Here is an 11,759-nt window from a genome sequence, read left to right on the forward strand (position 1 = left end):
TTTCAGAATATAATTTTAGTAATGAAAATATTTTTAACAACGATCCTTTTTCTTACCTCCTCTATAGTGCCAATCATGGCCGCTCAAATAGCCATTGTTACAGTACCAAAAGCAGTTGTTTACTCGGATCAAAAACTCACAACCCCTATTGGCTATATTGCTTATGGCAAGAAGATCAAAGTAGGAGAAGTAGAGAAAAAAGATGGAACGATTCTTCCAGTAGTAGTTTCTGGCCGTATAGCCTACATACAAATTAAAGACCTCGCCCTTCAAAATGGAACTGACGGACTGGGTATAAATACTCCTAAAATTACTGAGCACGATGTTGAGCTCAGTTTTCAAACTGATCAAGATAAGCTCTCTGAGAATAATTTCTTCTCCGCTTCGATTGGACAAGCTTCGGCCGGAGAATCTTGGGAGAGCTATTCTGGAGAATTTGGAGAAGAGACAAGTACTTTTAGTGTCATCACACTTCAAATGGAGCATAGAAACCCTGCGAAAGATACTTCATGGGGATTTGGTCTTACATACTTCTCTTCTTCAACTGAATCTATTGCCGCAAAGTCATTGGCCATTGAAGCAAATCTCTATTACTCACTCTTTAACTTTAGATATATGACTCTCTCCGCTTTTGGTGGATTGCTCTTTTCAGGTGACTTTCAAGTCGTTCAAAATGAAGGTGAACAGAAGGCCAACGGTGTTCTCTATGGTTATAGCTTTGGTGGAATGGCGAGAATCCTTCCCTACTCAAAGTTTGGACTCTTTGCTGGTCTCTCTATTCGTAAAATTAAAGTTGCTGATCTAGAACCTCTTGAAACAAGTTCAGGAGCTGAGATTGGTATTGATAGCCTATCGGGACTAAATCTCTTCGCTGGTATTTCTTATAAGTTTTAATCTTTAAAGAGAATCGTTTTATCTTCTACAGTATCTTCTGCCTCTTTGGCCTTTTTTAGAAAGAACTCGACTTTCTTGTCTTCACTTTCAAACTCGCCTTCTACGTCACTTGTCTGAGTATTTGTGATTTTCTCATCTTGCTTCTTTTCTTCCTCAAGAGTCTTTCGCTTGAGTTTTTCGGCCTCACTCTCTTTGAGATTATCTTTTAAGATTGAGAAATTCGTTCCAAACTTCTTAAATGAATAACGATAGAGTGGCGCCAGATACTCATAGGAATTATTTCCTCTCTCAAGAAATTGAATCATCTCTTTCATAAACTCTTTCTTATCAGTGACATGACTCCAACCAGAGTAGAGATAGATCATTCCCTCTTGGGACACTCTCTTATAGTAAGGTAGGGCCTTATAGCGAGCATATATCTCAATGGCCGAAGCTTCATCATTGGCCTTGTACTCGAGGGCATTCATAATTCTCTTTCTTATAGAATCACCAATCACATTTTCAAATCTAGATCTAAGAAGTAATTTATGAATAAAGCCATCGCGGTAGACATAGATAAGCTCACTTCTAAAGAGCTCTTCTAAACCTAAATCTACTTTAGCCTCATCAACTAAGTGAATAACTCCAAAGCTCTTATTGGTATAGTAAGATAAATTTCTAGCATTCTTTGGGAAGAACTCAGATCGCATTTGCAAAATATAGAGGTTATAGACTAGCTCTTGATAAGAGATATTCCACAATTTCTTCCAATACTCTTTATCTTTGAAGTTACCTTTAGGAAGATCTAAATCTTTTGTAAAAAGATCCTTCCAAAGAACTTTATCTTCAATTTTTAAAAGATAATTTTTAAAAAATGGGAGTTCAAATATTTTATGGTGTTCAACTCTTCTATCGAACTTAAACGATTCTAAAACTTTAAAGCTAGATACCTCTGTACCACCTCTAGTCTTAAACTTAGCTCCAAGAATGGGCCTATCTCTTCGGTATTCTATAAGAGGTATCATCACAAACATTGGATGGCGAACAGGCAGAGGAATTTCAAATTCAGAAAAGTGAAAGACTTCCCACAGATCTGTGGCCTCAGAAGAAACTGACTTCATAGGATCAATATTATAATAACTACCTTTGTGAATAATATCTGAGGTTTTCTCTACGGAGAAGAACTTCGATTCCATACCAGAGTATAAGGCCCTGTTATAGAAGTGATATGGTGCAAATGCGCCTAAGAAAGAAGCACTAGCAAGAGTTACTAAAATAAGGAAGAAGAGAATTATTGCCTTCATAAACCTCTTTTCGGCAACTTATACTCAAACTGAAGAAAAATACTAAAATTTCTTATATAATATTCGATAAGATAGGAGAGATTAGATTTTATCTTAGGATTAGATTATGAAAAAATGTTCACTACTTTTACTTTTATCCCTTTTCATTGCTTCTTGTGATGCTCCAAGGGACAGGCGTACAGCTTATTCTTCAAACTCCTATGATCAATCTCAAGGCTACTACAACCTTCCAAACTCAAATGGAACAGTTACCACAGGTGGATCAGATAGTTCTTCTGATGACTCATCAGATGACTCTGACGATGCAAGTGATTCAACAATACCGACAGAGATCCAACACTGTAGCTGGTCAAGTGATGGTGTGAATGGTTTTGCAGAATCTAGCTCTCACCTTGGACAATATACTCTATGTCAAAGTACTAATAAGAAAGACGTATGGATTCAGGTAAAGACACCAATTACAGACTCACAAGTTTGTATTATTCCTACACATAACTCAGGAAGTGCATCTGTTTATATTGGTGAGCCAAGATGCTTAATGATTTCTGATTCAAAGAAAATCTATAAAGTAACTCTTTATACAAATAGAACTGGATATACTAACTTCTCTATTACAGGGGCCATGGTAATGAAAGACAAGGCGTACTTCTACCCTTCACCTTTCTATCAATATGTACTTTCACCAGATGCCTATATCTACTGTTCACAATTTCTTGATCAGTACAAAGACTCTTCTTACTGTAATGCTTTTAAAAGTGTAGGACAGTACGTTTACAAGGTATTTTAATTCTTAAGAGCACCTGAAACTTGCTCGCCTTGGTGATAACTCTTATACAACTCTCCATCAACAGTTGGAAAATTGAGGATAGGAATAATTAATTCCTGTCCCTCTTCGCTGGCAGAGTCAATTCTCATACAAAGAACAAAGTAATAGAATGAAATCCCTTCTTTATCAAAGGCCTTAATATAAGTGTAGATCGTATCTCCGGCCTTATCTTTATTCTTAAAGATCTCATCAGGAGAATCCATAGTGGATTCAATATAATCATTATAAAGTTCATAATTTTCGACTGGAATATCTGCTGGTGAATGAATCGAGATATGATTGGCCAAAATTTCAGACTTCTTTTGCTCAATCCCTACTATTTCATCATTGCTAATATCGAGGCCTTCGGCAGACTCACCTTCACTAAAGTGCTCCTCGACATCTATTTCCGTACCAATTCTAAATTCTTCCATTAAGAACTTACTCTCAGTTATAGTTGAGAGTAGGACATAACCAGGGTATGTATCAAAAATTGTACAGAGAATAATTACGTAGAAAGGTCTCTCTTCTTTGATTGCCACTTTCTTAATAAAGCAGAAAGTCTCCTCTTTAATTCCATTCTCATGACACCAGATCTCATCGGGAGCTGTCATGGATTTTTCCATAATAGTTACATCAGAAAGAAACTCAAGACAGTCTTCCTCTTCGACGGCGTACTTCTTTCTAAGTTTCTTCTCAATTTCTTCGTAGAAATTTGTAATGGGAGAGAAGTACTTCTCTATACATTTCTCACTACAATAAGACCTTGTAGAGCCGGCCTCAACAAAGAGAAGATCTTCTAAATTATCTACAGACTTTTTACATTCATAGCAGAAATAAAAGTCTTTTTTAAAATTCATATAATCCTTAGATTGATAGCTTTAAGCCAGCAAATAACGAATTCCCATAAGCACCAGGAATATTCCAAAGTCTTGCGCTCACTAGAGAGTTAGTATTGTGTGCCCTTCTCGTTCTAAATACTCCACCCATCTCAAGAGCAACACTTGGAGATAGGCCAAGAATAAGAGTTGGCTTAATATATGAGAACTTAGACTCTTCTTCAATTTTATTCACTCTATCTGTATCCTCGGCACTTGCAATATTAACCATTCCACCTTCAAGGGAGAAGCTAATATCATTGGAAACCATCCATCCAAAAGATGTCTTTAAAATACCAATATTACCAATCGCACTCTCAGACTCTGCATCAGGTGTTCCCGTTAGGTGATACTCATAACCAAGTGCCAATGCAAAATTATAGAATCGCTTTGAAGTTTCTATACCAACAACTTTATCAGTTCTTGTACTAGCGACGCCACCACTACCTTTTAAGTACGCTCCACCAAAAATATCGACAGTGGCCATCTCTTGAGCTTTACCAAAGCGCAGCCAATTAAACCCAAGAATAAACTTGAGTCTTCCTTTCTCATTTTCAAGAGACTCATCTACTCCGTCACTATTTCTAAGCTCAGAAGTTGCGGCCCAATAGGCGAAGTCCATATAGAGATTATATTGTGTTTGAAAGTGGCCGGAGAGACTTAGCTTTTGAAAGCTTCCAGATCCTTGATCAAGATTTAGAGATTGATGATCATAGAGGGCCATTAATTCGAAATTACCACCAAATAAAGAAGCTCCGCTCTTTGCTCCTGCTTGCGTAGGAGCGTTTCTCTTAATAATTGGTGCCGCTGCCGCTCTTGCTGGAGCAGGACGAGTCGCCGGAGTCCCTGAACCTTCAGTTTCTGAGTAATCAACTAATGCATGAGAATTAAGAGATAGGCCAAGGGCCAATACTGGGGCTAAATATTTGATCATTTTAATCTTCCTTGAATATTAAAAACAGAGCTCTTCATAAGCTCAAATACATTCTCTACTATTTTACACATAAAAGACTTTGCCTTTCAACTATATGTGGAAAAACTAAGCGATTGTAAGATTTTTTTGAGGAATTAATCCCTCTAAGGTGCTGAATATATGAAAAAAGAGTGGAAAAGCAAAACTTACCCTCTAAAGCTTGGAAGTTAATTTCTATAAGATTTAAGTGAGATTGTTAAACAGGAGAAAAGCTTGAACAATTTGGCACAAAGAAAGAACCCATCCATGAACTCACTTATAGAAATGGCCACACGTGGTCACTACCCTATTTTAGAAAGTGCTTGGATTAACACCCACCAAGATCAAGCTAAGAAGTTAACAGAAGCAGAAAAGAAGAGAGCACAGAAAATCTTAAAAAGAGTTTCTGAGCATAGATCTCTTGAAAGACAGAAGACGGTTATCTTTTCAATGAACGATCAAGAGAGAAACCTCTTTATAAGTGCATTTTTAAATTTAGTAGAAGGGAGAATTTTAGATGAGAACCCTACTCTTCATTAAGATTTTATTTCTATCATTTGTCTTTAGTAACTATGCAAATGCTGAGTATAGAGTTTACCAATATTACGTAAAATCAAAACTTAGAATGCCAATTGATCAAAATGGTTATCTTGTCACTTCGACACTCGATCCTGTTAGCTATATTAGTTACAACGGTGGCGCCAATGCCCTAAAAGTTGACCTACTTCGCTCATGGGTTTGCGTCGGACACACTGGAGAACATAAAGAATTATGTAAAGGTCCAGAAGAAAACTCAGGAGTTTTTGCTCAGAAATGAAGCTTAATAACGAAATACAATATTCAAAGAATAGATTAGAGCAATTAGCAGACTCCCAGAGAAATCTAATCTCCTCTCGTGAAAAGAAATTAATAAGCTTGGCGATATGTATGAGCTTAGAAAAGAGGACGAGCGCTATAACGGCGAAGTTGAGATACTAGATATTCGCGATAGAAACCAAAATGAAATAGCAGAACAACTCAATTTAAAAGAAGAGAGACTTAATAATATTAAGACAAGCTTCGATACTTCTAAGAAGAAACTTGATCTAGAAAGAGAGATTCTAGCGAATTCACACCAAGAAAAAATAGAAGACCTCAACGCAGTCTACGACAATAAGTACAAAACTAGCTTTGAAAATGCCAATCAAGTTGCAGAGGAAATAGACGATCAAACTCACGATATCATCAGACGTATGGAAGATGAGACTACAGAGAGAATTGCGCAATCAACTTTTGAAAATAAGATTAGGGCCGATGAGAAAAGCTTAGAGAATACAAGAAAGTTGGCCAATCAAGAGCGAGTTCATAAAACTCAACAACGTGCAGCGGTCAAAAATTACGATAGACGAAGTGCTGAGCTAGTTATGGAACATGAAAATCAATTGATGAACCAGAATTACCAGCAATTATCTCAAAGAAAAGAGCTCGAAAATATTCATAACAAAGAGATTGAATTTAAAAGCGAGCAACATAAGAATATCTTACTACAAGAAGATAAGAGCTTTAGGCAAAAGTATGAGGCCATCACTAAAGAACATCAAAGTGTTCTTGATAGAATTAAGCAGAAGTTTTCAAATCAAATTAATTCTATAGTTAATAGTCAAATGAGATCAAAGACAAGTGTTGAAAATAGAGGTGATGACGACTTCTATAAGATCACTTCCCTTGAGCCTGAGATTACTTCTCTAGAGAAGTCCTATCAAATATCTTTAAAAGTTCCAGAGCATGAAAAAGAAAATGTTCGCCTCACCGCTCAGGGACGAGACTTAACACTATCTCTTACAAGAAAATTCTCTGACACAGTTGAATCTGAGGATGGAAGCTCCAACCAATCAAGCCGTAGCGAAGTCTTCACCAAGAAGCTCTCAACAACAGACTTAATGAACTCAAGAGAGATTACGCAAAATTACAAAGAGGGTGTTCTCACCTTTAATATTGCAAAACTCTAGTCGTCACTTCCTGCATCGTAATCAGTGATATAGAAATTAACTTTCTCAACCTTTAGAATGGCCTTTAATTCTTTACTTAAAAACTTCATTCTCGAAGGGTGAATTGAGATAAAGGCATGAAGAATCCTCTCATCTGTCTCAACATTTACAACTTCTTCACTTAATTGATTAATGTCGTTAACCTCATGGAGGATAAGTTGTTTAACCTGTTGCTTAACGCGACCATGAGAGAGGATCTCAATATGATAAGGCTTATTATCTTTTTCGAGCATAATAAGGTTATAAAATGGATTTAATAATTTTAAGATAATTAAAATCGTTAAGGTAAAGAGAATTGCCACAAAAGGGTAGCCGGCCCCAATTGTTAGACCAATAGCAGCAACAACCCAAATTGTTGCAGCCGTCGTAAGTCCAATAACATGACCTCTACTTTGAATAATGGCCCCTGCACCAAGAAAACCGATACCACTTACGATTTGCGCTGGAATTCTAGAGATATCAGTCGTAGCGCTCTCAGTCACAAGAATAAGAGAGATGGCCGTATAAAGACATGCCCCAAGACAGATCAAGATATTTGTCTTAATCCCAGCAGACTTCATCTTACGCTCACGGTCAAGTCCTACTAGTCCACCAAGAAATAATGCCGTTAAAATCTGTATTCCCATCCCTATGTAGAAATTCACAGGACCAATGAGTTCAATATATATTTCGTTTGGCATTTGCATCTTTAAACCTTTCTTTTAGAATACTAGCAAGAGTTTATTATTACTGAGAAGATCTATTATGAAAAGACCAAACCTCGTACATTTTTTGGCCATTAAAACTGATGATTATATTTCAGTGAAAGCGTCTTGCACGATGAAAGAATGGAAAGGGCCTACGGCAGTAGTTGACCTTGGAGCATTTACGCCAAAGTTCCCAATCCAAGACTTCCGTCTACTGCGCTCTTCGCAGTTTAGAATTAAGCTCATCGGACTTGATGAAAATCAAAAACAAGTTTTTAAAAAGACTTATGACTCTGATCATTTTGGAAATTTTAATTTTAAGATTCCATTAAATGAAGAAAGAAAGAAAATTGCTGTCTTCCAGGCCTATGAAATAAAGAAGAATAAAGGCCTACAGATTCACCTTGGCAGTTATCTACCAATTACGATTCAAGGTGAGAAGAAATTGATTATTTGCGACTTTGACAAAACTCTAGTCGATACAAAGTACTCAAGCACCAAAGAAGTTTATAATTCACTTACTAAACCTCTTTCTGCCTTTCCAACTGTGACCAATAGTCTCAATCTCTTTACTGACTATATTGGAAAAGGATTTCATCCCTTTATACTTTCGGCCTCTCCGCACTTCTATGAAGATTCCATGAGAGATTGGCTCTATCAGAATAAGGTATTTACTGCGGGAATTTTTCTAAAAGATTACCGAAGAATTTTTTCAATCCTAGAAGGTGAGCTTACGCCAAAAGATCTAAAAATTCAGGGCCTCTATAAGCTCAATCATCTCCTAGATATTCTCATGATGACAGGTATCCCCGACGAGCTCGTTCTTATGGGTGATAATTTTGAATCAGATCCAATTATCTATCTCACGCTATATAAAGTTCTCAACAAAGAAATTGAGCCTTGGAAATTATGGAGTGCTCTTAAGAAAGATCCGGCCTTTCAATTTAATAGAAAACAAAACTCACAAGTTCTTAGTAAGTTCTATCAACTTGGATCTATGATTTCAGCAAAAGAAAAGAAATGTCAGGTGAAGATTTACATTAGAAAGAGGGCCAATGAAAAAGAGATTTCAATTAACCCTGTTTTAAAATTAGATAATAAAGTTATTGAGTTATACGAAGGCAATACGGCACTACTTATGCCAGCAGAAGCCCCGGCGCAGTAAAGACAATATAGCCAATAGAAAAGTATAGACCTGTTCTATGAAAACCTTTTCCATTACTCATCTTAGAAGTTATAGGAAGGTTTTCAAACTTAAAGCCAACGACTTCTAAATAAAGTCTCACGACCGCTAATGTGAGAAAAACAATTTGTATAGTTTGATTGCTTGGATCGTTAAAAACAGTTAAAATATCCATTTAATCCTCCTTAGGTCGTAGATGGAAGCAATTAAGCTCACTAAACTAATCGGTAACTCTGAAGAAAGCTTTTATCAGCTCGGTTTAAAAGATCGTGATGGGCACACTTTTCTGCTAAATCACATGCAAAGTGTTCTCTCCCTAGGGATTCCAAAAATTGACAAGATCCTTCGGGAAATTGCAGGTAATTTCTTTGACTCTCAACAAGAGAAGAACTCTCTCTATGAAGCTTGGCTTAGTAATTATGCTAATGGATTGGGAATTAGCACTAGGGAGTTAGTATTTACTCTCCTATTACCTGAGTTAAGTTCTTGCCTAAGTAAGTGGGTCCCATCACTAAGCAGTGCAATGCTTGGTTGCTCTAGCTTTTTTTTCTGGGACGATAAAGATCAATCACCCGTTCACGGTCGTATCTTAGACTTTCCGTTGGTAAGTAGTTTTGATAAGTATGAGAGAACAATTCTCTATCAATTTGAGAACCTTCCAAAGGTTTACTCATTTGGAAGTACAGGCTTTCCCTTTGCTAGTATTACTTCGATGAATGAATTCGGAGTCACGCTAGCTCTACATCAAAAGTTTACCGACGTACTTAATATCCATGGGCGGTCAGTCTTTGATATAGGCAATGAATTAATCTTCAATGTGAAAACAATGGAAGATGCTCTTGAAATACTAGAGCAGGCCCAGTCCATAACTACTTGGTGTTTTAATATGACTTTTCCCGACGGAAGATGGCTAAGTGCAGATCTGATGGGAGATAAATTACACTATGAAACAGGAGTCATTGAAAAGGGAAGTATTACCTACTTTAACAATGATCTCTTAGACTCAAATTTAAAGACAAGTGACTACCACCCCTATGCTATTGCTCCTCACAATCAAATGAGAAAAAATTCTGGGGAATCAAAAATTAAGAAGCTAGAAAAAAAGAAATCTCTAAGCTCATTTGATGTCTTAAAGGCCATGGGAACTCCAAATAAGGAAGCCTTTGCCCTTGGAGATAAGTGGTGTTTAGATACTCTCACGCCTTCCTCAGTGCAAGTTCTCGCTCTGTGTCCACAAAGAGCGAAGGCCCTCTCAATTGCAGGAGAGGCCCCAAAAGTCTTTGTAGGCGCATACGAGGAACATTTAGATATTTGGGAAGACCCGCAAATAAAACTTATAAAGAAAAAGATCAATAATAATGCGAGTGAATATAAAGAAGGTTTGAGTGAGTATATGCTTGCTCAAGTTGCTTTTGATCACAAAGACTTTACCTTGGCCTATCACCATATACAGATGGCCCATGATCTTTTGGCCCAAACAAAGTGGGAAGTCATTAGCGAGTTCTACTTTCTAGTTTTTCAGTTTATGAAAGAGAAACACAAAAAGGTTCGCGCAACTCTCCTAGACCAATTTCAAGTTCTCTTGCCTGACTTACCTGAAGTGCTACAAGATCATGCATGGCTATTTATTGCTCGTCTGGAGAGAATTCTACATAAGAGTACGCGAGTAAGTGAAAAGGATATTAAGCATCCTGCACTAAAGAAAGTCTTAGAGCTTGAGAGTAAAATCCCTACTCTTATTCTACATCCAACGATTACCCTACTCATGGCACCACGACTAGATCTCGTTGATATAATCTATCCACTCTCTTAATTCTTAACAGGCGAATCAACTCTCTTGAGCTGTCCATCAATTTCTTTTAGAGAATCTTCTAGGAGTTTAATTCGTTTATTTGTGTTTTCCTGGTACTCAACAAATTTGTCGATGAGTTTTTCGACTTTTTCTTGGTCCACAAATTCGATATCCCGCTTAAGTTGCGCCAACTCTTCACTCCTAAGGGAATTTAAATCATTTTGAATTTTCTTTTGATTTTCTTGAATTTCTTTAATGATCTTAGTGGCACTATCACGACCCTTTAGGTCTTTAATGGTTTTCTCGAGACTCTTTAAATTCTGGTCTACTTTTACGATATGAGACTCAATCGAATTAATACGCTCCAGCTTATTATAGCCAGCGTTTTCTTTTACTTGAAACTCTTGTCCAAAAGAGAGTTGTACCACTAAAAAGAGAATAATAAATTTCAAAATACATCCACTGCTAAAGTTCTAACTCAAAAGGAAGTTCTATTCCACGGGAGAAGAGTTCCTCTGTTTCAATATCATCATAACAATCAACTTTTTCCAAGACAAATCGCCCACTCTCTAGAAATGTCTCACCAGCAAATTCAATATTTTTAAAAGATATCACCTCATAGGTATTACCATCCACATGACGGGCACTGAATTGGCTCGTAAGCTTGATGACTTTATCGGGAGAAAAGCGGTAGCGAACATAGGACTTAAAATCATTCTTTAAAAGACCTCTATTATTTGAATTCGAGCCATCTTCAAAGTAAATATCTTGGTAATGATAATTTGAGTCTCCCTTATACAGAACAGCTGTATGAACAACATACTCCTCCTCATCCACAGAGATAAAGAAGAGAGGATTCTCTGACAAATTAATGACCGAATAATTTCTATAACTATTTTCAAGATAGGTATTATTATACGCGACTGTTTGATAACAACCTGCGATCTCTCTCCACTCTAGGGCATGTGCTTGCATCCCAAACATAGTGAGAATAAAACTTAAAGTGCAGACCCGAAACATACTCTAACTCCTAGGTAAGAATATTTAATTTCTTCTTCTGAGACTCCAAGGAATTTTCTAGATAAATATGATCCTCTTCACTCTCGAGAAGATGGTCTTTTTGAAGGTTCTCCTTAGCTGTATTTAACTCGCTGGCACTGGCACTAAGCTCAATGGGCTCGTCGTCAGGAAAACTAACGGGGGGATGATCTAATGGGAATAGAATCTTCACATTTAAGGCCATATATCATTATACTCCC

The 11,759-nt window shown here is 37.0% G+C and carries 15 protein-coding genes; 7 read left to right on the top strand and 8 right to left on the bottom strand.

Annotated elements, in window-relative coordinates; genetic code table 11:
• The first annotated feature begins 21 nt into the window (after positions 1-21).
• On the top strand, positions 22-894 hold the full coding sequence (locus BMS_RS09195; RefSeq protein WP_157868267.1) for a hypothetical protein: 873 nt from the start codon (positions 22-24) through the stop codon (positions 892-894).
• On the opposite strand, the gene BMS_RS09200 is transcribed toward BMS_RS09195, so the two are convergent.
• Positions 891-2,177 (bottom strand): hypothetical protein, encoded by a 1,287-nt coding sequence (locus tag BMS_RS09200; RefSeq protein ID WP_014244540.1) that lies wholly within the window; start codon positions 2,175-2,177, stop codon positions 891-893. The two genes, BMS_RS09195 and BMS_RS09200, sit on opposite strands and share 4 nt — an antisense overlap.
• 106 nt (positions 2,178-2,283) lie before the next feature.
• Here BMS_RS09200 and BMS_RS09205 point away from each other — a divergent pair, with 106 nt between their 5' ends.
• Positions 2,284-2,964, top strand: coding sequence for a hypothetical protein (locus tag BMS_RS09205; protein WP_014244541.1), 681 nt, complete (start codon positions 2,284-2,286; stop codon positions 2,962-2,964).
• On the opposite strand, the gene BMS_RS09210 is transcribed toward BMS_RS09205, so the two are convergent.
• Positions 2,961-3,842, bottom strand: a complete 882-nt coding sequence (locus BMS_RS09210; RefSeq protein WP_014244542.1) for a hypothetical protein — start codon at positions 3,840-3,842, stop codon at positions 2,961-2,963. The two genes, BMS_RS09205 and BMS_RS09210, sit on opposite strands and share 4 nt — an antisense overlap.
• Positions 3,843-3,849: 7 nt before the next feature.
• Complete coding sequence (locus tag BMS_RS09215) at positions 3,850-4,794, bottom strand: hypothetical protein (protein ID WP_014244543.1); 945 nt, start codon at positions 4,792-4,794, stop codon at positions 3,850-3,852.
• A 252-nt stretch (positions 4,795-5,046) separates the two neighbouring features.
• On the opposite strand from BMS_RS09215, the gene BMS_RS09220 reads away from it, so the two are divergent.
• From BMS_RS09220 to BMS_RS09230, 3 genes are all read left to right on the top strand, one after another.
• The gene (locus BMS_RS09220) at positions 5,047-5,352 is read left to right on the top strand and encodes a hypothetical protein (protein WP_014244544.1); all 306 of its coding nucleotides are present in this window, start codon (positions 5,047-5,049) and stop codon (positions 5,350-5,352) included.
• Positions 5,330-5,629 (top strand): hypothetical protein, encoded by a 300-nt coding sequence (locus BMS_RS09225; RefSeq protein ID WP_014244545.1) that lies wholly within the window; start codon positions 5,330-5,332, stop codon positions 5,627-5,629. Before BMS_RS09220 ends, BMS_RS09225 begins: the two co-directional genes overlap by 23 nt.
• 106 nt (positions 5,630-5,735) lie before the next feature.
• Positions 5,736-6,800, top strand: a complete 1,065-nt coding sequence (locus tag BMS_RS09230) for an Hsp20/alpha crystallin family protein (RefSeq protein ID WP_014244546.1) — start codon at positions 5,736-5,738, stop codon at positions 6,798-6,800.
• Here BMS_RS09230 and BMS_RS17385 read toward each other — a convergent pair.
• The gene (locus BMS_RS17385; RefSeq protein WP_083886019.1) at positions 6,797-7,519 is read right to left on the bottom strand and encodes an MgtC/SapB family protein; all 723 of its coding nucleotides are present in this window, start codon (positions 7,517-7,519) and stop codon (positions 6,797-6,799) included. The two genes, BMS_RS09230 and BMS_RS17385, sit on opposite strands and share 4 nt — an antisense overlap.
• A gap of 64 nt (positions 7,520-7,583) precedes the next feature.
• On the opposite strand from BMS_RS17385, the gene BMS_RS09240 reads away from it, so the two are divergent.
• Positions 7,584-8,690, top strand: a complete 1,107-nt coding sequence (locus BMS_RS09240) for a phosphatase domain-containing protein (RefSeq protein WP_014244548.1) — start codon at positions 7,584-7,586, stop codon at positions 8,688-8,690.
• Here BMS_RS09240 and BMS_RS09245 read toward each other — a convergent pair.
• Entirely contained in the window at positions 8,662-8,883 is a 222-nt protein-coding gene (locus BMS_RS09245) for a hypothetical protein (protein WP_014244549.1), read from the bottom strand. The genes BMS_RS09240 and BMS_RS09245 overlap by 29 nt on opposite strands.
• Positions 8,884-8,904: 21 nt before the next feature.
• Between BMS_RS09245 and BMS_RS09250 the strand changes: the two genes are divergently transcribed.
• Complete coding sequence (locus BMS_RS09250) at positions 8,905-10,521, top strand: C45 family peptidase (RefSeq protein ID WP_014244550.1); 1,617 nt, start codon at positions 8,905-8,907, stop codon at positions 10,519-10,521.
• Here the strand turns inward: BMS_RS09250 and BMS_RS09255 are convergent.
• The 3 genes from BMS_RS09255 to BMS_RS09265 are packed head-to-tail and all read right to left on the bottom strand — an operon-like array spanning position 10,518 to position 11,743.
• Positions 10,518-10,952, bottom strand: a complete 435-nt coding sequence (locus BMS_RS09255; protein WP_014244551.1) for a hypothetical protein — start codon at positions 10,950-10,952, stop codon at positions 10,518-10,520. The two genes, BMS_RS09250 and BMS_RS09255, sit on opposite strands and share 4 nt — an antisense overlap.
• A gap of 13 nt (positions 10,953-10,965) precedes the next feature.
• Positions 10,966-11,520: a hypothetical protein gene (locus tag BMS_RS09260; protein ID WP_014244552.1), complete on the bottom strand. Its 555-nt coding sequence runs from the start codon at positions 11,518-11,520 to the stop codon at positions 10,966-10,968.
• 10 nt (positions 11,521-11,530) lie between these two features.
• Positions 11,531-11,743, bottom strand: a complete 213-nt coding sequence (locus BMS_RS09265) for a hypothetical protein (protein ID WP_014244553.1) — start codon at positions 11,741-11,743, stop codon at positions 11,531-11,533.
• Between the last annotated feature and the right edge of the window lie 16 nt (positions 11,744-11,759).

The organism is Halobacteriovorax marinus SJ (assembly GCF_000210915.2).
GTDB lineage: Bacteria > Bdellovibrionota > Bacteriovoracia > Bacteriovoracales > Bacteriovoracaceae > Halobacteriovorax > Halobacteriovorax marinus.